Source organism: Youngiibacter multivorans, assembly GCF_017873395.1.
Taxonomy (GTDB): domain Bacteria; phylum Bacillota; class Clostridia; order Clostridiales; family Clostridiaceae; genus Youngiibacter; species Youngiibacter multivorans.
On record NZ_JAGGKC010000013.1, the window covers coordinates 72,626 to 96,510 of the forward strand.

A 23,885-nucleotide genomic window follows, 5' to 3' on the forward strand; every position below is an offset into this window, starting at 1 on the left:
ATTATTTTTTGTATGTTTCTATTTTCTCATGATTGAGTGCTCCTGCAGCCTTTTCGGACACAATATATCTCGGTCTGAACTTGACTTCCTCATAAATCCTTGCAATGTATGTTCCAATTATTCCAAGGCTTATCATCAGTGCGCTGCCTATGATGAGAAGCAGCAGGATAACTGTAGTGAAGCCGCTCAAGGCCATGCCTGACACCTTCATGTATATGGTCTGTATTCCAAGAATTAGGGCACCGACAAGGAAGAAAAGCCCAATGAAGGTGACAATGTGGAGTGGGAATGATGAGAACGATGTAATCGCCTTGATTGCCAGGTTGAAAAGGTTGAAGACACTCCACTTTGAAGTTCCTCTTGTCCTTGTTCCTACGGAAAAAGGCAGGCTCTTGCGGTTGTACCCTACCCAGGCGGACATTCCCCTGAAGAACGTTCCCCTTTCGTTCATGCTTTTCCATGCATCTACAACCTTCCTGTCAAGTAGCTTGAAATCTGAAGCCTGCTGCATGTCAAGGCCTGACAGCTTGCTGAGTATGCTGTAGAACATACCCGCCCCTACCTTCTTGACCATGCTCTCGTTTCCCCTGGAGGACTTCACACCTTCTATGACATCATAGCCATCTTCCTTCCAAAGCCTTATCATCTCAGGTATCAGCTGAGGCGGATGCTGGAGGTCAGAATCCATAATGATACAGGCATCGCCATCCGCCTCTTCAAGGCCTGCACAAATGGCAGCCTCCTTGCCGAAGTTTCTGCTGAGCCTTAGTGCCTTAACGAAATCATGTTCCTTCGACAGCTCCCTAAGCTTTTGCCAGGTGCTGTCTCTCGATCCATCATCAACAAGAAGGATTGTGAAGCCTGTTCCTGCCTGCCTGAGGTATCCTGCTATCACACCAACATTCTCATTGATAAGCAGCTCCTCGTTATATACGGGAATGACTACCGTTACTTTCTTATCCATTGTCTTCCACGTCCCTTCCTAGATGTATAGTATCAGCCTTTTTCCGCCTTAGAGCCAGAAAGATCAGGATTGAAGCAGATACTGCTGTAATTCCAATACCTTCAGCCAGCTTGTCAGTGAAGAACCTGAGGCGGATTGAATGGCTGCCTTCAGGTACCTCGAAGCTCAGCAGGCTCTCATCTACTGCAGTTGTCTCCACTTTCTTTCCATCAACCGTTATACTCCAGCCCTTGTCATAGGGTATGGACATGACCATCATTCCGCCATAGGCGGAATCAACCGTTCCAAGGATCGATGTATCTGAAAAGCTCTCAATCTCCAGCTGATTCTCTCTGATTTCAGAAATGCCCTTCTCAAATGCTTCCAAGTCCATGCTGTATGAATATATCTCGAACCTACCTGACTCGGCGTCTGACTTGTCAAATTCTATGAGCACTTCGGCAGTCGTCCCCGCCTCACAGTATCCAAGGCTGATTACAGAGGACTGGTTGGCTTCGAAGCTTGACTTCACACCGCCTACCGTGATGTATCCCTTGCCCTTCATGGAGGACGGCGCATCATAGTAGAGGTAAACCTGCCTGCTCTCATCAAACTCAAGTCCTATGGTTGCTGAGGAGCCGCTTTCCTTGCTTGTGCGGCTGAAGCTGTACCTGCCTGTTCCGGATATCGTAAGGTTATTGACCTCACCAACCTCTTGGTCTATGGGCTGAAGCACATCCGCCACTCCGCTGATTGCTTCAAAAAGAAGCCTTTGGGTATCAAGCGGGTCTCTGCCTATGCTGCTCTTGAAGCTAATGATATCAGAGCCGACCATGAATCCCGGTGAAAGTGCGTATGGGTTCTTAAGCACATCCAGCTCATCAGACTCTGAAACCTTCAGATATAGCTTCTCTTCTACATTAAGCTCCCTGTAGATCAGATACCTGATGCCAAGAAGTGAATCCGTTAAAATGGTAGACCCACTATAGACATAGCTGTTAATGCCATTGCTGGTTAGCCCCAGTTCATCCATCAGGTCCACAGGCTTCTCTGCGATCGTTGAAGAAAACACCGATACTCCCGGGTAGTTGTATAGCGCAGGGTCGTTATGTGTCTTGTGGGGGATTACCTCCATCCTATAGAAGTCCCTGTCAGATTCAAGAAGCATTGAAATCTGTTCCCTTATTTCACGAACCTCTATGCCGCTTGAATATCCTTCCCTGGATGAATAGCTTTCAGCGCTGTCGATTTTCACCACAGTCACAATCGTATTGGTTAAGAGCTCCAGAGCCAATACAATGAGAAGCGCTGAGCCTCCTCTGAACCTTCTTGCATTGGAACTTCTCATACGGGCAAAGGCGGCTGCATAAAGGATAACGAAAGCAGCACTCACATAGACAGTATGGAGTGGAAGCTTAAGGTCCTCGAACTTCTGGGATATCATTATTACGATAAGCACCGCCATGCTTATCATTCCAACCTGTTTACCGCTGAACTCATCAAGCGCCCTGTATCCCTCATAGGCCATTGTAAGCACGAGGAATATGTATACGAATGAATACCTGTATGGAAGCTGGTTTGGAAAATGAAAGCCGTGCCATATGAAGTTAAGGATGTTGATGTTGAAGCTCGCAAGCAAAAAAATGAGAAGCGAGAGATTCAGAACCTTATCCTTCAGCGGAATCCTTTTAACCAGAAAATACATGGGAACAAGCATCAGAATTGCTATTCCGCTGTATAGGTTCGGTGCTCCATCTCGAATTACTGGATCTATCGTCAGAAAATGCCTGACTACGAAGTCGAATATATCGTAATAGGTCTTTACGGTCTTAGGAAAAGTATCCCCAGCCGCCGAGGTTGTCCCAAGCTGGATGAATGTAGGCAGAAGCAAAAAAGCAGACAATCCGCCAGAAAGCAGAGAATATCCAGCGAACCGGGCTGTCCTTCCAAGAAGTACCAGAGGCTTCCGGATACTGTGATGCCTTAAAAGAATGACAATAAAATAGAATACCATGAAGATGCAGATGAAGAATGCCATATAGAAGTTTGTAATCAAGGCTGCAGCAAGTGCAAGGCAATAGAAGAACCCCCTGCCTTCCCTGACCAGCCTGATAAGACCATATGCTGCAAGTGGCAGAAGATAAATCGAATCCAGCCACATAATGTTCCATGAATATGCCAGAACAAAGCCAGACAGCGCATACAATGATGAGAATGCTACGGAACTTAGGTCCTCATCACCATATACAGACCTAAGGAAGAAATTGAAGGCAAGCCCTGCAAGCCCAACCTTGATCAGCGTAATCGCAAGGATCGCTTCTGTAATGAACTGTGGCGGAAAAATCACTGTAAGTAAGTTAATAGGACTGGCCAGATAATATGCGAATAGAGGAAGGTAGTTTATACCCATTCCGCCTGACCAGGAATAAATAAGGCTTGAAAATGAAGTCAGCTTATCCTGAAGGTCCGATATGAACGGAGCGTATTGGAAATACATGTCTACTGTAAGTATATTCCTGCCTTGGAACGGAAATACCCCGATCACCGCATAAGCCAGGAGCAGAATAAAGGATGGAACAAAAAAAGACATCAGCAGGATATGATGCTTGCTGATAAACGTTGTAATATTCCTGATGCTGTTACTTTTGGATTTCAAGCAGTATCCCACCTTAGCGATAAAATCTGACGTATGAGACTCCAGTATTAATATCATTGTATATTTGTCTTAATTCTTCAATGGCTCCATTTGCCTACAACATTATACCATGCAGCGGTATCCTTTTCATCTCCGCTGTTTTCAGACAAGTAAACCTTGGTTGATCACAAAATATTAATAAACAAAAACACCTGATATAAAGGTGCGATAGTCAAATCAGATCATCTGTCCTTGCTAAATTCTTCAATCCAGTGCTCAGCCCATATCCCTTCTATCTTCCTGATGCGGTTCTTATTAAGGTTTTCCTTCATTATCCATCGGATATCCTTGTCTTTACAACTGAACCATTTTTCCATAAGGCTCTTTCCTGCTTCCGGATCAGCTGCAACAGCTATGCTCCAGCAGTATCCCAATGCTTTTCTAAGGGCAGAGAAACCCTCGGATTTCCGATGATCACCATCCAGTATTTCACCTGTAATCCTATTAAGCAGGTCAAGGACCTGCACTATGATCCCAGGGTCTCCCAGCAGTCCTGGTTCACAAAGTGCAGCTATAGCCGCTCTTCTTTCAAAATGATTACCATGGCTCCAACTGGCCATTTCATTCAAGAGACAATTTATGTCAGCGTAGCCGAACCGCTGAAGTGCCATGGCTACCCCTTCCCTTATCCGCCATCTGGTGTCTGAAGCATGGACTCGTAGTTCTTCAATTAACTCCAGATTTCCTTCTGCGAGAACCTTCCCTAAACCAATGACTCCGCAGAAAGGTAAAAATTCAAGCGCTGAACCATATGGAGCTGCTTCACTGCCATATTCAAGATACCTCCTGAACCTGGAGAGGTCTCCAGCCTCGGCAACAGCCTGCGCAAGTTCTATGTTCGCCCTGGGACCAGGAAGACAGGATTCATCAAGAAGATACTCGTCCCAGTTTTCCATCGAAAGCAGTTTTTCCCTGTATATATCAGATTTTTTCATCGCTTCAGTACCCCAATAATTAGAACCTAAGTGTTCCTTTACCTAATGGAAAGTGCGCTTTTTGACTGGTTGTTTCTATATGAACAGGAGGAGACTCACTGCCATTACCATCATACCGGCTACCAGTCCGTATATGGACAGATGATGTTCACCGTATTCCCTGGCTGAGGGAAGCAGCTCATCAAGAGAAATGAACACCATTATTCCTGCGACGAGAGCGAAGATTATTCCCATTAGGGTTTCGCTCATGAACGGCATGAGGATGAGATACCCAACAAGCGCTCCAACCGGCTCTGATAGTCCTGACAGGAAAGAATAGAACAATGCCTTCTTCTTGCTTCCTGTTGCATAGTAGATTGGAACTGAAACAGCTATACCTTCAGGTATGTTGTGGATCGCTATTGCCATGGCAATTGGTATAGCGATCTGCGGCTCCTGCAGAGCTGCGATGAATGTGGCAAGGCCTTCAGGGAAATTATGTATTCCTATGGCCAGTGCAGTGAACAGACCCATTCTGAGCAGCTTGTGATTCTTCTTTGCCTCTTCACGCTTCCTGATCTGCTCCGCATGATGCCCTTCATCAGGGTTCTCCTCGTTGATTTCCTCTATGGTGTGCATCTCATGCGGATTCTCCGAAGATGGTATCAGCTTGTCGATTATACCGATAAGGAACATGCCGGCGAAGAAGGCTATGACAGTTATCCATGAACCCTTCTCAAGACCAAGTTCATTGATCAGGCTTGTCCTTGCCTTGTAAAAAATTTCAATCATTGATACATATATCATTACTCCGGCAGAGAAACCCAGGCTGATCGATAGAAACCTCGGGCTGCTCTTCTTCATGAAGAAAGCCAGCATGCTTCCAACGCCAGTGCTCAGTCCGGCAAATAAGGTAAGTGCAAAAGCAAAAAACAGGTTTTCCATTTGTTCCTCCATAGGTACTTTTGAATCACAACGTTACAAATCAATCTGACAAAATGCGGCACGCTTATTTCAGCATGCTCACTTACTCCGATAGACCGATTTGTGCATTCTATCTGAATATCATTTATTTATTAATTCTACCTAGTATTATAGCAAATTCCCTGAAATTATTCTCCATATGATTATTTGTCAGTTATGAGTTTTAGTAAATGTGTGCAGATCCATGACAAGATAATAGACTTAAGAAGGGGCAGTATATCTGCCCCTAGTAGCATGATCATCTATTGCACCTTTATTTGTCTCAAGCCAGGTCGAACCGGTCTGCGTTCATGACCTTGTTCCATGCGGATACGAAATCATTCAGGAACTTCTCCTGAGAATCGTCTGCTGCGTAGACTTCAGCTATGGCCCTTAACTGTGAATTGGAGCCGAATACCAGGTCGACGCGGGTTCCTGTCCATTTAACATCTCCTTTTGATCGGTCACGTCCCTGGAACAGGTCCTTGTCCTCAGTGATAGGCATCCAGACCGTACCCATGTCGAGGAGGTTCACAAAGAAGTCATTGGTCAGCGCCCCTGGTCTGTCTGTGAATGCACCATGCCTTAAGTCGCCGAAATTTGCTCCAAGCACTCTCATCCCACCTAAAAGCACTGTCATTTCTGGTGCAGTCAGGGTCAGAAGCTGAGCTCTGTCAATGAGAAGCTCCTCAGCACATACTGAATACTTGGCCTTCTGGAAGTTTCGGAAACCATCAGCCTTTGGCTCCAAGACAGAGAAGGAGACTGCATCGGTCTGTTCCTCTGTTGCATCTGTCCTTCCAGGGCTGAACGGGACAATAATCTCATGTCCTGCATTCCTCGCTGCCTGCTCAATTCCCACACATCCCCCAAGCACTATCAGGTCTGCAAGAGATACCCTCTTGCTGCCGGATTGTCCTTTGTTGAACTCTGCCTGAATAATTTCGAGAGCATCCAGTACACCTTTAAGCTTCTCAGGTTCGTTGACTTCCCAGCTATTCTGGGGAGCAAGCCTTATTCTGGCCCCGTTAGCTCCACCTCGCTTATCCGAGCCTCTGAAGGTTGATGCGGAGGCCCATGCTGTTGAAACAAGCTGCGACACCGTGAGTCCTGATGACTGGATTTTCTCCTTAAGGGTTTCAATATCCTTTTCATCAATGAGCTCGTGGTCGACCTCTGGTACCGGGTCCTGCCATATGAGATCCTCCTCAGGCACCTCCGGTCCCAGATACCTGGACCTTGGTCCCATATCCCTGTGGGTCAGCTTGAACCAGGCTCTTGCGAAAGCATCCTCGAATTCTTCAGGATTATCCCTGTACCTCTTTGCTATAGGCCCGTATATCGGGTCCATCCTCAGTGACAGGTCTGCGGTAGTCATCATAGGAGCATGTCTCTTTGATGGGTCGTGAGCATCCTCTACGGTAGAAGCTGCAGCCGGGTCTGATGGAACCCACTGATTTGCGCCTGCAGGACTCTTTACGAGGTCCCAGTCATATTTGAAGAGTGTTTCAAGATATCCCATGTCCCATTTGGTAGGTCTCGGTTTCCATGCACCTTCAATGCCGCTGCCTATGGCATCCTTCCCTTTACCCGTACCGAAGGTGCTCTTCCAGCCAAGCCCCTGCTCCTCAAGTCCCGCAGCCTCAGGCTCCGGACCCACATGAGTAGCAGGACCAGCTCCGTGGCACTTCCCGAAGGTATGCCCGCCTGCTATTAGCGCAACAGTCTCTTCATCGTTCATCGCCATCCTTGCGAAGGTTTCCCTGACATCCTTTCCTGAAGCCACTGCGCTGGGATGTCCGTTGGGACCCTCTGGATTTACGTATATCAGTCCCATCTGGACAGCCGCCAGTGGATTCTCAAGCTTCCTTCCGTCGGAATATCTCTTGTCGCCAAGCCATTCGCTTTCAGATCCCCAGTATACATCCTCCTGCGGTTCCCACACATCCTCCCTGCCTCCACCGAAGCCGAAGGTCTTGAAACCCATTGACTCCAAAGCACAGTTTCCTGCAAGGATCATAAGGTCTGCCCAGGATATCTTTTTACCGTATTTCTTCTTTATAGGCCATAAGAGCCTACGTGCCTTGTCCAGATTCACATTGTCCGGCCAGCTGCTAAGAGGTGGAAACCTCTGTGTACCGTCAGATGCTCCGCCCCTGCCATCACCCATCCTGTAAGTCCCGGCGCTGTGCCATGCCATTCTGATGAAAAGCGGTCCATAGTGTCCGTAGTCAGCAGGCCACCAGTCCTGAGAGTCTGTCATAAGTGCATACAGGTCTTCCTTGATGGCCTTCAGGTCGAGCTTCCTGAACTCTTCTGCATAGTTGAATTCCCTGCCCATCGGATTGCTGAGGCTGGAATTCTGGTGCAGGACCTTAATGTTAAGCTGATTCGGCCACCAGTCCCTGTTCGATGTACCGCCGCCTGATACAGGTTTACCTGTATGGCCTGTCACCGGACATTTCATTTCTCCCATTGGTAATCCTCCTTCATAAGTTCTCAATATACCAATAAGGCGTCATAATTACGCCTTAAAAATATCGGAAGAATGGTAAACAGTTTTTTTACAAGAACAGATGGTTTATTGAAATTTCTGCATTTATATCAATAATATTTTTATATTCATTCTAATATAATTATATGCGCTGCACTTCTTTGAAACAATAAAAATATCTTCTGACAATCCGGGTCTCACACAAATCACTATTTCGAATCAGCATTCCACAAATTAAGCGGAATGTTCAATAAGAAATGAGCCCCAGCCTGCTTTTTAAGCGGACTGAGGCTCATTTAGCCTTAAGCTATATTCTCCGAAGCTTCATCAACACCCTTTTTCAGAGCTGCCTTTTCTTTCCTCGACAGGATGAACCTGTCCAGAATGAACAGGATCGGAGGCAGCAGTACGAATGTCGACAAGAGAGCAAGAGAAACATTTATGACTGTCATGAAACCAAAGTCCTTGAGGATCACAAAGTCAGAGAGCATTAGGACCGAAAAGCCACCCACAGTAGTAAGCCCTGATGCAAGTACCGCGACACCTATCGACCCAACAGCTGTTTTGATTGCATCTGTTTTTGGCAGTCCTTTTATACGCTCTTCTATATAGCGCTCCATAAGCATTATAGTCATTTCGCTTCCCATTCCAAGTACCATGGCACCAAGCGTTGCTGTAATTGGAGTGAAGCTTATTCCGGCAAAATACATTATTCCACTGGAAATGCCGATTATGCTGATTACAGGAAGCACAGGTATCAATGCCTTCACCGGGTTCCTGTATATTAGAAGAAGCGCTGCAAAAATCAGAAGCAGTCCAAGTCCTGTCATTGTGACACGGCCAGAAGTGAGTCCCTTGACCATTTCAACATCAAGTACGCTCTTTCCTGTAACCTGAACATTTTGTGGGCTATCCTTCAGTCCCTCTTTCAGTGAAGCTATGAAATCTTCAAGCTCGCTTGTTGAAAGATGCCTGATGTTTATGATTACTGAACTCTTTGTCCCATCATCATTAATGAACATCCTGGACATGGAGTCTGGTATGTCCTCCACAGCTTCCTCATATTCTGCATAAGAAAGGCTGTCGTCTCCTGAAAAAGTGATTGCAGTGCCTGCCAGTGACTTAATATCAGTAATTACATCAGGATACATAGCAATCAGTTCATCAGAGGTCTCCTTAGTCCACTTAAGACTTTCCACACTCGCAAGATTCTCACCCTCAAAGTAAAGCACAATCTGGTCTGTAGATCCCACAGCGTCCCTTACCTCATGAAGGTCAGTCAGTGCAGGCATGTCCTGTGGCATGAAGGATTCCATGTCTGTCTGTACCCCTATTGAAGAGTCCTTCATGAACCCGAATATGGAGAGCAGCAGCACCAGTATCAGCACGGGATATCTGAACCTCAGGACTACGCCTGTAAATGCCCCGAGTACCCTTTTTAATCTGCTATCTTCGTGATTAGCATCAAGTGCAGCATTTGTCCTATCAATTGCTGCAGCATTATCCTCAGTAACTTTTTTCCTGATGTGCAGAACGGGCAGTAGTATGAATATGCTTCCGATGAAGCTTATGATAACCCCCAGAGTCAGCATCTTTCCGAAATCCCGTATCATCGGAACTGGTGACGCATATAGCGATATGAATCCTAGGACTGTTGCAAGGACTGCTATTGTGACAGCTTTCCCGACATGCTTTACCGTCGATACTACAGAGCCATCCTCCTCGTATCTGTTATGGAACTGTATGGAATAGTCAATTCCGAGACCTATGAGTATGGGGAAGACTGCCATTGATACCATGGTTACCGGCACGCTGATCCAACCCATGAAGCCAAGGGTTGCTACCACCGAAACTGCAACCACACCAAGGCTAAGCATCCTCCACCTGACCTTGAACACAAACGCCAGGACAATCAGCATTATGAAGAGTGCAAATGCGACCATGGTCATCATGTTGACTTTCATCTCAGCCTTAAGTGATGCGTCAAGAACAGGCTTTCCTGATACGACAAATGAAATGGTTTCGAATTCTTCTGCATCTAAGGCCGCCTTCAATGAATCAATGATGGTTTCCTTCTGGCTGTCAGGAATACCTCCCTCAAGCTTGACTATCATCATTGCCGTATCATTGTCCTGGACGACATTTGTAAATATTGAACGGAGATTTCCGTCCTCATACAGCATAAGGTCAAGCTCTTCCTGTACTTTAGGAAGTCCGGGCTCCATCATCGCCGACTTGTCTGTGAAGGTTACAAGGGCTTCAGATATGTCTGTAAGGTTATTGCCCATGGTACTGAATCCTTCAGCCATTGTTTTCAGCTCGTCAGGGGAAATCGCTCCCTTGAAGCTGTCCTTCATTCCTGAAGTTTCCGCACTTAGCTTGTCCTTGATGCTGTCAAGCGCATCTGCGGTACTTTTCGTACCTGCAACCAGTGTTCCGGCCTTTGCCGAAATTCCACTGAGAGCCTCAGAGCTTTTAGCCAGGTTCTCCGACAGGGCTGTCAACTGCATCTGAAGCATTGGATTTCCATCTGCCATGCCGCTCAGCTCTGAAAGCTTAAGTCCTGCTCCCTTTATTCCTTCAGCGGCTGCAGCAGTACCTTGAGAGATTCCACTGACCCCTTTTCCTATATTGTTCTGACCTTCAATCAGGCGGTCAAAATTTGATGCAGCACTGGCAAGGCTGGCGAGCTTTGACTCCAGTACCTTAGGGTCGGGAAGCTCCTTTTCAGAAAGCGTTGTCCCTACTTCAACCAGCTTCTCCCCCATGGTATTAAGCCCGTCACTCAACTCTCCCATTTTCCCAATCAGCATCTCTGCCTGTTTGGAAGTCATCTGATGAGCGATCGTTCCAGGACTCATTATGGAATATATCCCAGACTCATACTTAAGCCTGTTCTCTACATTCCACATACGGGTGATGTTGTCAATCGACAGCAGGGCGCCTGCCTGTTCCTCCTTGAAAAGGACCTGAATGGAATCTCCGCCGAAGGTATACTCCATAGCTTCCTGTGTCTTATATACCTCTGTTTCAGAATCTACCAAAGTGTCATTGCCTGTTGCCATGCTTATGTTCCTGGCACCTGCCACCATTGCAAGGAAAACTGCGAGTGTCGCAAAAAGCACCCTGAAAGGATGTTCATGCATCATAATACCTATTCTTTCAAAAACCTTGTTCATTTAGCATCTCCCTTCAATGTTTTCATTAGCATCCATGAAATGTTGTCAACAAAATCTCTAATTGCTCCCTGATCTTTTTCAGGCATATAGAGAAACGAAAGAAGTGACCCCATGACAATCCTTACTGCCTGTCTCTTCTTTTCCGGATCCGCCTTGGAGCTATCCAGCATCTTTTCGATTATATTTCGTATCCCTTCAGAGAAATCCGACTGCCCCATTTCATGGATCGCGGATGATTCACTTAGGATCAGCCGAACTGTATCATAGTTTTCCGATATGAATGTTATCCGGTTCAAAAGCACTGCCTTGAGCCTTTCCTGCTGGTTAAGGCCTGATGATGTATCAACCACATCCTCCAGCGTCTTCAGAAGTATCGGTGTTATCCCCTCCAGGAAGATATCCTGCTTGCTCTTGAAATACCTGAACAGTGTCACTTCAGTTATTGAAGCAGCCTCAGCGATTTCCGAGGTTGTTGCACCCTTGAATCCCTTCTCTTTAAAGACCTCCAGAGCACTGTCAATTATCTGTCTTCTTCTGTCTTCCTTGTTCATCCTTATCTGTTTTTGCATATCTCAATCCCCTTATGTTAGTAAGTACTTACTTAGTGTATCAGGACTTCAATCTGAATGCAACAACAATTGGTCTATACTTCAAAAGGTAAACCCGCAAAAAACCGCAAAGCACTGCTCTGCGGTTTATATGATTGGTCCTCAAATTTTCAGATTTTGCCTGTGTACGCTGTGACACCAGCCTGTCTTCTTACAAAAAATCTCCGTGTGCCAGGCAAGTCAAAGTCTGTAATTCCACAATCAGATATGAAGCATGCCACGGAAACCTCTTGCAGCATAGTACGACTCTGCACCATTGTGGTAAACGAAGACTGTATCGTAGCGACGGTCACAGAAGAGGGCTCCCCCAAGTTTCCTTATGTTATCCGGTGTCCTGACCCAGCTTGAAGTCTTCAGGTCAAATTTCCCGTGCTTCTGAAGCTCGCGATATTGCACTTCAGTCAGAAGCTCGATTCCCATCTCTCCTGACATGGTAACTGCATCAGTCTCTGGCTTATTCTCTTTTCTGGAGTCCAGAGCTTCCCTGTCGTAGCAGATGCTTCTTCTTCCTTTTGGAGTCTCTGCTGAGCAGTCGAAGTATGCATACTCACCAGTATTCTCATCAATCACAACCACATCAGGTTCACCGCCTGTAATCTCCATTTCATTTAGCGACCTTAGCTTTATAGGATCAGCTTCAAGCTTTGATTTCACGTCTTCCCATGAAATCCCCTTGTGCAGGTTCATGTTCTTCTTGAATCTTGCTTCCAGTATCTCAAACAGTTCGTCATGTCGCTGAGATGTTAGTTTTTTTGTTTTATCCATTCCTTTTACCTCCCATGATATGGCTCGAAGAAAACAGCAATTGCAATAAACTTGATCCCTATTGGCATTTCTGATAAATATCTTTGATACCAGCATTTGTTTTAAAACTTTACACGATATCTCATAGCAGCAAAAACAAATCTAAAGTTTAATAGCACTTATGAGGAAACAAATTACCCGATTCTTGTCCTCACCCTTTCTGATGGTCCAGATGATTCCCAATCTCCTCTATTGCCAGTTCCAGTGACTTTATTCTTCGTTCCAGCAGTGTTCGTTGAGGACTTCCAAGCATTGACTTCTCATATATTCTAACTATACCTGGCAGCAACCCCTCCAGAATAACCTGCGCTGATTTCAGGTCATCTATTGTATGGTGATGCGATTCTTGATTCCACACGCTTTCCAGAATATCCAGTCCTGTACGAAGTGCCTCAAGCCGCTTTCTGACCAGAGTAGTGCTAACACCCTTCTCAGTCATCTGAGACAATGATTTTTCAGTTTTTCTTATAGAAGACTGCAATGAGCTTATGGATTCGATTTTTTCCTGTTCTGTTACATTAATCATATTAACCTCAATGTAAAAACACACAAAACACAACAAATGTCAGGTTAAGCGAAGACTTCATTCAGCGGTACAGAGAGATTTCCCAGTGCTTTAGACACTGCAGTTTCATCATTCCTATAGATATTGAAGTCATCTATTTCCAGGTTTTCAAAGGTGTATACTGCCAATGTCTTCTGTGAAGGGTCTACCACCCAGTATTCCCTTATACCTGAAAGCATATATGTGTTAAGTTTTTTTACCATATCCTTTGACCGTGTACAAATTGAAAGAATCTCAACAACCATAACAGGAGTGCCCATATATTTGCCTTTTTCATTCAGTTTTTCATCAATGTCGCAGGCAATTACCAAATCTGGCTGGCATACGTCCGGATCTTTGATTTCAGGCTTGTAAAGACACACATCAAAAGGCGCATAAACGACCTTGCACTTTTTCCCCGCCAGATAATTCCTGAATGCTAAATACAGGTGGCCTGATACCTCCTGATGCATGAAGCTTGGGGAGTCCATCAGGATAATCTCACCATTGATGAATTCCATCCTCAGATCACTTTTCTCGCTTATTTCAATGAATTCCTCATAAGAAACTTTCTTCCCGCCATACTGGTAATCCAGTGCCTGCTCTCTGATCTTCATGAGTTCATATCGGTCATAATCAGACAGGTATGGTGTCAGCCGTACTGCTTTAGATCCATTTTTTGTAATCACAACCTCATTGTTGTCTATGACATAATCAAGATATTTCCCAAGGTTCATCTTTAGTTCAGTTGCTGTAATGGTCATACTGTACTTTTTGTCACCCATTTTAAGGAGTCCTCCGTACGATAATCATTTTATTCGTACGATAATTATATCATATCGCACTATAAATTTCCATTAAATGGAACGATACCCATCAGATTGTCTAGATTATTGTCAATCAGGAGATTTCTGACCTTCTATTTACCTGGATACCGTTTATCCTAGCCTTCATGGATTTCCAGGATTTTCTCCTAGAAGCTCCACATAATGAATTAAGTAACAATATCCCTGGGAACATGATGTTCCATCCCAGCTAATATCTTTACCATACTAGAATCAGTAATTTATTACCAAATCCCCAGTCTTTTGAAGCTTAACCTGAGTCCATATCTCGGTGGGTATATCGTGGTTCTCATGGGTACCGCCGACTGGAATGACTTACTCCCTAAAATCCAGTAAATTCCTAACATCTTATGATTATCAGCACCTTTACACCTATTAGATAAAATGCGAAAACCCCGTATGATCCACTAGTGAATGTGGAGTATACGGGGTTAATAACAAATGTTTCTGATTGCATTTTGAAGGACTTATGAATGGGTTCCTGACTTTCTTCTTTTTTCCATGATTCTTTCCGGCTTTTCCTTTTTCACGAACCCTTTGTCTTTAGCTGAGATCTCCGCAGGTTTGCTGTTTCTCTGAGTATTCAGGGGCTTCACCAGACATTTGGGACCATATCCAATCAGGTCTGTCCGTTTAACCTGAGTCAATGCAGCACGAACAAGCTCATGCTTCTTGGGATTATTGAACTGAAGCAATGCTCTCTGCATAGCCTTCTCTGTCTTGCTTTTCGGTATATAGACCTCTTCCATTGTCATTGGATCTAATCCGGTGAAAAACATTGCTGTCGATAAGGTTCCAGGAGTCGGATAGAAATCCTGTACCTGCTCTGGCTGGTAATGGGTATCCCTGAGATATTCTGCCAATTCTACCGCATCTTCCAGAGTACATCCTGGATGGCTTGACATCAGATACGGAACAAGGAACTGCTTTTTCCCTAGCTTCTCATTTAATCTGAAGTACTTCTCCTTGAATTTCTCATAGGTCTTTCCCGCAGGCTTTCCCATATACTTCAGGACTCTTGCTGAAACGTGTTCTGGAGCCACCTTCAGCTGACCGCTGATATGATGCTCGATCAGTTCACTTAAGAATGCTTCATTCTTCTTATCAGCCATGATGTAATCATAGCGAAGTCCTGAACGGACAAATACTTTCTTGATTTTGGGCAATTTCCTGAGTTTCCTTAATATGTTCAGATACTCTTCGTGGTCAACGAAAAGATTTTTGCATGGACTTGGGTCCAGACACTGCCTGTTTTTGCAGGCACCAATTTTCAACTGCTTGTCACAAGCCGGCTGCCTGAAATTCGCTGTGGGTCCTCCCACATCATGGATATACCCCTTGAAGCCATCCATATTTGTTATATCAGTAGCCTCCTGGATGATTCCCTCTTCACTTCGGCTTTGTACGATTCTGCCTTGATGGAATGTCAGTGCGCAGAAGGAACAGCTTCCGAAACATCCTCTTGAGCTTACAATGCTGAATTTCACTTCTTCGAGAGCCGGAATCCCTCCATCCTTTTCATACATAGGATGATAGTTCTTCTGGTATGGCAAAGCGTAGACCCGGTCCAGCTCCTCACGCGTCAAAGGTTTCTCAGGCGTATTCTGTACCAGATATTTTGAATTCTGCTGCTGTACGATCATCCTTCCTCTTATAGGGTCCTGTTCCTGATACTGGACCTTGAAAGCTTCAGCATATTTAACCTTATCCTCAGCAACCATCTTTGCAGAAGGTATCTCAATATAGTCATATACTTCTTCAAGTGAATCCACTACATAGCAGGTTCCGGGAATATGACGGATGTATTTTGCCTCGAATCCATCATTCAGATATCGGGCAATTTCAACGATCTGCTTCTCTGCCATTCCATATACGAGCAGATCCGCATTGCTGTCAATAAGTATTGATTTACGGACGCTGTCGCTCCAATAATCATAATGGGCGAATCTTCTTAAGCTCGCCTCAATGCCGCCAATAATTATCGAGACATTCTTATAGGCTTCATGGATCCTGTTGCAGTAGACAATTGTGGCCCTGTCAGGCCTCAATCCCATTTTCCCTCCAGGTGAATAGAAGTCCCTGTCCCTTATTCTCTTGTTGACTGAATAGTGGTTGACCATGGAATCCATATTCCCTGCTGTAACTAGGAAGCCCAGCCTTGGCCTGCCCAATCTTTTGAAGTCTTCTGGATCCTTCCAATCAGGTTGTGCTATGATTCCAACCTTATATCCTGCATTTTCCAGAACTCTAGCTATTATAGCCGGTCCAAAGCTGTGATGGTCCACATAGGCATCCCCGCTGACCAGCACAAAATCTACCTGATCCCATCCACGGGCCTCCATGTCTTCCCTGTTTACTGGCTGATACTGATTATTCAACAATTCTTTCCTCTCTTACCTGTTAATGCTTCTTCCATTATAATCCACTGAAAAACTGACCATATCCGCCAATATACCTGAATACCTGCTTCAATATTTACAAAAAGAATCTCGTGTCATTTTCCCAATCTTCATTATTCGGAAAATTATAACACGAGATCTTAATTTGTTCCACCTGAACAGTGAATTCATTTCTATTCCAAATTCAAATTTCATTTATAGAAGAACCATCGGCAATTAACATTTAGTCTTTGAAGATGGCGGCAGCCTTAGTATCGTAATCTGTTAGACTTATTAGAAATCCAGATTCTACCGGCTTCTTATTTAATGTAATATAGCCTTCCCTCGTCAACAGAGCACCTCAGTCTTCCTGTATCAATAAGGTACTCAATTAACGGTCTTATCATCCTTTCCATCATATAGTATCTCTTGAGGTCCCTTACCCTGATTACATGGTGCTTTGTAACTCTTTCATATAACTCTTCGAAACCTATAGGAACTTCGATAAGGTCTAGTATCATATTGGCTGATGCCTCAAGATAGTCTATATTTGGCTGTATGAGGCTCCTTATTTCATCAAACACGCCTTTATGTGAAACCACATACTTGTCGGCTTCAAGTTCAAAAAGATTCCTCTTGCTTTCAATGTCCCTTGAAATGGTGTGAGAGAACATCATCTTGGAGTTGTTCAAGACATCAAGACTAGCGAGAGCATCACCAAGGCAGGCAACATTATCCGGTGTAACCACTGAAATATGGCCTGGAGAATGACCTGGAGTCATGATAATCCGGAATCCGGCTCCAAGTATGTCTACATTCTCATCACGCATGCCAATCTTAGTGTCTGCCTTAACCACCATATTATTGTAATGTTTCATGATATCTGATACAGACATGGTATAGAAGTAGGTCTTAAGCCCTAACGGTGAATCTAGAACTGCGGCTTCAACCTCAGTCATTATTATAGGGACCCCGAACTCCTTCTGGAAAAAAGCCGCATTTTCAATATGGTCAGTATGGGCATGTGTTGCAAGTATTGCAGACGGCTTCAGCCCTTCCGATGCAAGAAGGTTTACTATCCCTTCCCTCTCATCCAACAAGCCGCAGTCTACCATGATTATCTTTCCAGTATCCAGCTTAAAGAAAGGGATAACTTGAAATCCCGTATCAATAATATATGTGTCTCCCTTAACCTTTCTTATAAGCAAAACATCACCCCGTTTAATTTGAATTCGTACGTGTTTGAAAAAGCATTCATTTATCATCTGAATAACATTGTCTATTCATAAATCAATGTTTTAGATGGTACAAGGCTATACAGTTTTAGACTTGAGGATCAATAGTTATCCTATGCTTAAATGAATTATGATAAAAGGAGCATTCTAGAAGCGTTAACCCTCACGACTTAGATTCCATCATGAGCTAATTTGCAGATGATTGCGTCTTCTATAGGTCTTTAAGATACAAAAATGATGCCGTGTAGACCCAAGGGTTCCATAGCATAATGGTACTATATTTCCAATTTGAATAGCCTTGACATATCTAAATATTAAATCCTTATTTGATCAACCATTCAGCAATATCTATTACTTGTATTCCCTCATACTGATACTGTTCGTGTCTTGTCCGTGCAATTAACAACTTAGGATATGCGTCTTTTATTTTTAATAGCGAATCAACTTCTCTTGCAAATGTCTCATCTCTAGAAATATCATCTGAAACCTGTATATAAATTTTTTCATTTTGCTTGACTGCAACAAAGTCAATTTCTTTTTTATACAGCACACCTACATAGATTTCATAGCCTCTTCTCATTAATTCAACTGCGACAATATTTTCCATCACTCTTCCATAATCAAGATTTCTGGTTCCCAACTTGGCATATCTAAACGCGTGATCACTAAGATAGTATTTCTCGTTAGATGTTAAATATTTTTTTCCACGGATGTCATATCTTTTAACCTTGTAAAATGCAAAAGCATTACATAGATAATCAAGATACGAACCAACTGTCTTATGATTAATTTTATCCGTGTTTTTCGTAAGGGTATCTGCTATTTTTCGTGATGATGTCAGATTTGAAATATTGTCCATCATAAATTCAGCGATCTTATTCATTAGAACGATATTTCTAATTTTATATTTTTGACGAATATCCCGCAAAATGAGAGTATCAAATATATCTGCAAGATACTTATATTTTTCTTCCTGTTCTTTATACAGATAAGACCCAGACATACCACCTTCTTTCATGTATCGATCAAAGGCTGTTTGGATATCTGAAATTTTGTAATATCTCAAGTATTCAGAAAAGGAAAATGGATACACTTCAATTTCATAAGTACGACCTGTAAACAAGGTTGCCAAATCACTGCTTAATAAGAATGCATTGGAGCCTGTAACGTAAATATCATATTTCCCAGTAGAATGTAGGCTGTTTATTGTCAACTCAAACTGCCCACACATTTGAACTTCATCAATGAATATATAGTTTTGCTTCTTTCGTTGATACCTGTCCTCTATGTAATTATTTAATGCATGATATTCTTTTAGCTCTTCGAACTTTAAATGAGTAAGATCTATGTAGATAATATTGGGCTCTGTTTCATTCTCCCTAATCCACTCAATATACTCTTCCAACAATTTTGACTTACCCGAACGTCTCACTCCAGTAATAACTTTTATATCAGGCGTCCCTTTTAAGCTTATTAACCTATTTAAGTAAGTTTCTCTATAAATTAAGCGCATTTTATCACCACCTTCACACTCATCATATCATTTCAATTCCCAAAATCAACTTTTTTTTATTTTTGGGAAATAGAATTTACGAATTGACTCCGTGATAGTATCTATTACTTCTTTCACTTTTTTACTGTGTACTTCGTGGTCACTCCATTTACAGTCTTCTCTGTCCTTATCCCATCAGAGTTGTACTTGAAGCTGAGGCTGGTTGAAGCGTTGCTTAAGCTCTTCAGCTGCCTGCCATTTTCCCATGTGTAGGTCCATCCGTCGTATGACAATGGATTTCCTATGGCGTCATAGGAGATGGCCTTTCCATTGTATGCTGTAAGCTTGTCCTTCCAGTTAGTGTCGCCATAGGTGTAGGCTATGGTGGACAGCACTGTACCTAGGGTTCCGTTGGTATAGGCATACTCCTTCTTGTTAAGGATGTTCCCGCCGGCATCGTATGTGTATGTGATGGACTTGTTCAAGTATCCATTGTCTTCCCTTATGACCTCGTTCAGCCCATTGTAGTAGTACTTCGTGAACTTGGTCCCATCTGTTATGGTCTCTATGTTCCCATTCTGGTCATAGGTGTAGGATACAGCGCTTCCATTGTTGGTTACGGATGCTACCCTTGCTGTGGTGGATCCGTTGACTCCTGAATGGTAGGTGTAGTTAACGGTCCAGGTTGCTGAACCTGTGCTTATGACGGACGTATCGATCCTGCCTAACTCGCCATAGCTCGTCAAGCCATATGCGCCGCTTCCCAGGGTCACCTTCTTTGGCCTGTTGTCATTGTCATATTCATATTGTCCGATTTGTTGGTTATTCTCAATATGTCAATGTATAGGAAATATCCGGAATTGTAGAGTCAGGCATTTCTACGTATTTTATCCCGATTTTTTTCAAAACCAGCTTGTCGAGGTCATCATCCGTATAAATAAAATACAGATACTCATGTGCAATTGTATGGAAAAAACACTTTCCTTTCGAATAAAAAGAGAGGTCTTCGGGAAGTTTCGGGAAATTCCAGTTGTCGAAAGATGTGCCCAAATACAGGTAAGGACTCAACTCTATTACCAGCTTGACGACCCAAATTTCTGAATAATATCCATGTATGCTATCTATATACTCATTACTGATCCATCTCGACAACAAGTATTTCTCGAAATTCCTTAACCAATCATCAATATTCTGCAGATAATCCAGGTATTCCTGATTCCCTTTGCTTTCCAACCTATTAAAGTTATCTATACTTCCGTCCTTATTATCATAATTCGGAAGATGGAACGTGAACGCATCACATCTTTGATACATATACGATATAAGCTGATTATACTGACTTTCTTTCATCTTTTTAGTTATTTGTAGCATGATTCTCCCTCCTATTATTTTTGTTTTTAGTAATTAATCAGATACCATACATGGGCTCCATTTTTAACATTTGTATGGAAATGATAATAATATCCTGTCACATTTTCTTTTCCTTTATCAATTACCGGATCACGTACTGGACGAGTACTTGCAGCCTGAGCCACAATACGGGCTTCACTCTTAGTAACGGCAAACACATTTCTACCCGCTTTAACTTCACTAATTGCTTGATTAAGCGTTAGGGGCTTTCCTAAAGTCACACCTTTCCAACTTAAATTTGCTCCCCAATATCTATTTTTACTGTTAGGTTTAACTGTTGCCTTTATACGAGTAGCTTCCCTTTGCACCGCTAACGTCTGCTTATTATTATAATAAGTTACCCCTCCGACTACGATTACACCAATAGCAATATAAGGTAATATTGAAGCTGATAATATGCTGACTAGCCCTACTTTTATCATTCCAGCTATCGTACTTATAATAAAACTACTATAGGAAACATATTGATGAAGAAAGCCACTTGGGTCCTGCATGTTTACAGGATTGTTGACACAATACGCAAACATGTTATGAGTTAACAGTTCTCCTTCAACACCGGTGGTACCATCCGCATTAACGAACCTGCCCCACTCCGGATTGTAGTACCTTGACTGGAGATAGTAAAGTCCTGATTCAGTGTCGTAGCGGTATCCCCTGTAGCGGTATGGATTCTTAACTCCAATCGTGCTCGCAAGGCTTCCAGTAGTTGAGACCAGCTTCCCCCAGGTGTCGTAGGTTCGCTTTTATTGCATCTGTATGAATTCTATAATTCAACTTTGAAATTTCACGGTTTAAATTCCAGACTAATGAAAGTCTGCTACTTTCATCTATTTTCAATCGCTTATAGTCTTTTATGATATAGAGTTTAAACTCTGCAGAAATCCATGATGCAAACTCAAATGCTATATCTGAGTGGGCAAATGTGCCTCCATACCTTCCAGATTTTGAAACAATTCCAATTGCATTTACTGTCGTGATCCATTTTGTCGGAGACATTGTAAATGCATTTGATCCAGCATCATTTTTAAACCCGTCGAATTCGACGGGTTTAAAATCGGGGTTATGTAAGCTTTCCCATAAACCTAAAAAATCAATCGTATCTCCGTTTCTCATCCAATTATTGATGACATCATTCGGTTCATCACTCTTATAACGTGCAATATCCGTAAGTGAAATAAACTCATTTTGAAAGTCTTCAGTATAAATTGAGATATCCACGCCTTTAGCATGAAGGGTTTCCTTAACTGTTTTTTTTATCATAGACTAACCCCCTTGATTGAAAATAGAGTTGAAATCTTGTATACAAGACAAAATACAATTGGCTAGCTTATTTTGATTTAATTATACCGCACTTACGTTAAAAGAACAAACGTTCTAAATTGGTCGTTGATTGAATTTTCCCTAAATAGAGTGCACCGGATATCATATGCACAGCATTGCTAAACTATTGATATTATAAAATTTTCTATCTTCCAACTTTACTACACACTCTACGTGCATAGTAAAAGAAAACTAATCATCATGTCTACTTTCGCATAAAAGTATGCCCCCTTATGCAAAAAGCACTAAAATCGAGGTTTTCACCCAATTTCAGTGCCATTTTGACTATTTTTCGTTTTAATTCAAATCCCCAAACACCTTGGCGTTCAAAGCTTTTGCCTCTCTATCAAGACGACTGTCTCAACATGTGTTTTGGCAATAAGAAGATACTAATATGCATAATTAACTTACGCGTAAAAGTATCCCCCCTTATCATGTAAGGCTTTGGTCCATGTGAGCCATTTAATAGTTTAATGCAATCCGCTAAGTGGCTCAAGGATTTCTGCGCTTTCGCAAGCTAAAAGTCATTTTGAGTTTTTTCGTGTCTGACTTCTTAATCTCTGTCCCAGTTCGCGAACGCCAGGAAGATTACGATCCACATCGAACTTCCTGTCTTTCGTTTTGATGATGACATCATTCTCCTTGATCGTGCAATCTATAACGTCTGAATAAAAGACTTTATAGGTTTTCCTAAAGATAGACCTATAGATGAAATGATCCTTTTCGATAATCATGAACCAATTCATATAAGCCATAATGATACCAGCACCTAGTAACCAAAAGGCAAATAATAACATATAGCCCCACCATTCGAGGGTATCATTGGTGAAGATTGGCAGCGGAAGCGACATCACGCCTGTAAAAATCAACCCTGCTATTCCTACCCATAGGTATAACTTGGGATACCTGATGACATCGCCGTATTGGTGACTGGTTTCTTTTTTGTACATGAACATTATGAGGATATTGACGCAGATAATGACTAATAGGAGACTTATATTTACCATACTAACCTACCTTAACGAAAGCGCTTTATGACTAGAATATGTTCCTATCATGTATCTTGCGACAACTACAGCAACAGCTTTTTTGATGCTTGATTGAGAAAGAGAAATCATAGCTATCTGCTTTGCGGCATATTTCTGATTAGCACGTCTTAGCTCTCTCGCAATGCTCTTCTGAGCGGATTTAGCTGCTGTAATCATCTTGCCGCCATTCGCGCCTTTCCCGCCAATAACTCCAGATAGGGCTCCAGCAAAAGCGCTATCTTTTAATCCCGTAAAAGTAATAGCCTCGCCTTTATAATAATTTTCGCTAATATATGTTCCCATACTAATACCAGCGTTACCCGCAACGGATGCTAGCCAGGTTGCACCTGAAGCAGTTAACGCACCCGACAGTGCTCCAGATGCAGCATTAATTAGAACCACATTCTTATCAATCTTTCCTGTGGAATAATACTGAGTGGCGGCCGAGAAAGTTCCCGCTATAAAAGCACCAGCGAAAGCACCTACTAGACCAGCCGCTATATTTGCAGCAATTTGTCCAGTTGAATCATTCATGTTCACTGGGTTATTCAACGCATAGACAAAGAGATTATTTTCAATCAAGCTGTCCTGGTCAACTTCAAGTATCCCAGAATCATCCGCATTTACAAACCTGCCCCACTCCGGACTGTAGTACCTTGACTGGAGATAGTAAAGTCCAGTCTCTGTGTCATAGCGGTATCCCCTGTAGCGGTATGGATTCTTCACTCCTAAGGTTCCTGCAAGACTTCCCGTTGTAGAGATCAGCTTTCCCCAGGTGTCGTAGGTATAGCTAACCACAAGGTTTCCTGCATTGTCAATAAGCCCTGTGATGTCCCCCTGGGCGTTCCTCACATAGTAGTATTCTGTTCCGTTGAGGTTCATTGAGAAGAGGTTCCCTGAAGCATCATAGCTGTAGTGGATCTTGTCTGAGCCTGTAGCGGTGTTTGTCAAGGTAGTTGTCGCAAAATCTTATCGTCAGTTTTGATCGGATTCAGCCAAACCTCAGTTGGAACTTCCATCTTCCTGATTTGTC

At 43.1% G+C, this 23,885-nt stretch carries 19 protein-coding genes and 1 pseudogene; all 20 read right to left on the bottom strand.

What is annotated here, in order from left to right:
• Position 1: 1 nt before the first annotated feature.
• Positions 2-964, bottom strand: coding sequence for a glycosyltransferase (locus tag J2Z34_RS08965; protein ID WP_209459526.1), 963 nt, complete (start codon positions 962-964; stop codon positions 2-4).
• Complete coding sequence (locus tag J2Z34_RS08970) at positions 957-3,599, bottom strand: YfhO family protein (RefSeq protein WP_209459527.1); 2,643 nt, start codon at positions 3,597-3,599, stop codon at positions 957-959. Before J2Z34_RS08970 ends, J2Z34_RS08965 begins: the two co-directional genes overlap by 8 nt.
• Before the next feature lie 221 nt (positions 3,600-3,820).
• The gene (locus J2Z34_RS08975) at positions 3,821-4,573 is read right to left on the bottom strand and encodes a hypothetical protein (RefSeq protein ID WP_209459528.1); all 753 of its coding nucleotides are present in this window, start codon (positions 4,571-4,573) and stop codon (positions 3,821-3,823) included.
• Positions 4,574-4,648: 75 nt separating this feature from the next.
• Complete coding sequence (gene zupT, locus J2Z34_RS08980) at positions 4,649-5,497, bottom strand: zinc transporter ZupT (protein WP_209459529.1); 849 nt, start codon at positions 5,495-5,497, stop codon at positions 4,649-4,651.
• A 301-nt stretch (positions 5,498-5,798) separates the two neighbouring features.
• Positions 5,799-7,991, bottom strand: a complete 2,193-nt coding sequence (gene katG, locus J2Z34_RS08985; protein ID WP_209459530.1) for a catalase/peroxidase HPI — start codon at positions 7,989-7,991, stop codon at positions 5,799-5,801.
• A gap of 320 nt (positions 7,992-8,311) precedes the next feature.
• Positions 8,312-11,188: a hydrophobe/amphiphile efflux-3 (HAE3) family transporter gene (locus J2Z34_RS08990; RefSeq protein ID WP_209459531.1), complete on the bottom strand. Its 2,877-nt coding sequence runs from the start codon at positions 11,186-11,188 to the stop codon at positions 8,312-8,314.
• Positions 11,185-11,757, bottom strand: a complete 573-nt coding sequence (locus J2Z34_RS08995; protein WP_209459532.1) for a TetR/AcrR family transcriptional regulator — start codon at positions 11,755-11,757, stop codon at positions 11,185-11,187. The genes J2Z34_RS08990 and J2Z34_RS08995 overlap by 4 nt, the downstream gene beginning before the upstream one ends.
• 240 nt (positions 11,758-11,997) lie before the next feature.
• Positions 11,998-12,561, bottom strand: coding sequence for a DUF4256 domain-containing protein (locus J2Z34_RS09000; protein ID WP_209459533.1), 564 nt, complete (start codon positions 12,559-12,561; stop codon positions 11,998-12,000).
• A gap of 190 nt (positions 12,562-12,751) precedes the next feature.
• Positions 12,752-13,126, bottom strand: coding sequence for a hypothetical protein (locus tag J2Z34_RS09005; RefSeq protein ID WP_209459534.1), 375 nt, complete (start codon positions 13,124-13,126; stop codon positions 12,752-12,754).
• A 44-nt stretch (positions 13,127-13,170) separates the two neighbouring features.
• Positions 13,171-13,929 carry a type II toxin-antitoxin system prevent-host-death family antitoxin gene (locus J2Z34_RS09010; RefSeq protein ID WP_209459535.1) on the bottom strand — a complete coding sequence of 253 codons (759 nt, stop codon included), beginning with the start codon at positions 13,927-13,929 and terminating at the stop codon, positions 13,171-13,173.
• Between the two features lie 527 nt (positions 13,930-14,456).
• Positions 14,457-16,331 carry a YgiQ family radical SAM protein gene (locus J2Z34_RS09015; protein ID WP_425348044.1) on the bottom strand — a complete coding sequence of 625 codons (1,875 nt, stop codon included), beginning with the start codon at positions 16,329-16,331 and terminating at the stop codon, positions 14,457-14,459.
• 356 nt (positions 16,332-16,687) lie between these two features.
• The gene (locus tag J2Z34_RS09020) at positions 16,688-17,575 is read right to left on the bottom strand and encodes an MBL fold metallo-hydrolase (protein ID WP_209459537.1); all 888 of its coding nucleotides are present in this window, start codon (positions 17,573-17,575) and stop codon (positions 16,688-16,690) included.
• A 349-nt stretch (positions 17,576-17,924) separates the two neighbouring features.
• Positions 17,925-19,115, bottom strand: coding sequence for an ATP-binding protein (locus J2Z34_RS09025; RefSeq protein WP_209459538.1), 1,191 nt, complete (start codon positions 19,113-19,115; stop codon positions 17,925-17,927).
• Positions 19,116-19,228: 113 nt separating this feature from the next.
• Positions 19,229-19,867: a hypothetical protein gene (locus J2Z34_RS09030; RefSeq protein ID WP_209459539.1), complete on the bottom strand. Its 639-nt coding sequence runs from the start codon at positions 19,865-19,867 to the stop codon at positions 19,229-19,231.
• 55 nt (positions 19,868-19,922) lie between these two features.
• On the bottom strand, positions 19,923-20,465 hold the full coding sequence (locus tag J2Z34_RS09035) for a hypothetical protein (RefSeq protein WP_209459540.1): 543 nt from the start codon (positions 20,463-20,465) through the stop codon (positions 19,923-19,925).
• A 26-nt stretch (positions 20,466-20,491) separates the two neighbouring features.
• A complete protein-coding gene (locus J2Z34_RS17585) occupies positions 20,492-20,926 on the bottom strand; it encodes a hypothetical protein (RefSeq protein WP_245250585.1) in 435 nt (144 codons plus the stop codon).
• A 114-nt stretch (positions 20,927-21,040) separates the two neighbouring features.
• A pseudogene (locus J2Z34_RS17590) lies at positions 21,041-21,220 on the bottom strand (RHS repeat-associated core domain-containing protein); the annotation flags it as partial.
• Entirely contained in the window at positions 21,177-21,764 is a 588-nt protein-coding gene (locus J2Z34_RS09045; RefSeq protein ID WP_425348043.1) for a KilA-N domain-containing protein, read from the bottom strand. The gene J2Z34_RS09045 and the pseudogene J2Z34_RS17590, both read right to left, overlap by 44 nt.
• Positions 21,765-22,348: 584 nt before the next feature.
• Positions 22,349-22,774, bottom strand: coding sequence for a hypothetical protein (locus J2Z34_RS09050; RefSeq protein WP_209459541.1), 426 nt, complete (start codon positions 22,772-22,774; stop codon positions 22,349-22,351).
• 63 nt (positions 22,775-22,837) lie between these two features.
• On the bottom strand, positions 22,838-23,803 hold the full coding sequence (locus J2Z34_RS09055) for an RHS repeat-associated core domain-containing protein (RefSeq protein WP_245250586.1): 966 nt from the start codon (positions 23,801-23,803) through the stop codon (positions 22,838-22,840).
• Positions 23,804-23,885: the final 82 nt, after the last annotated feature.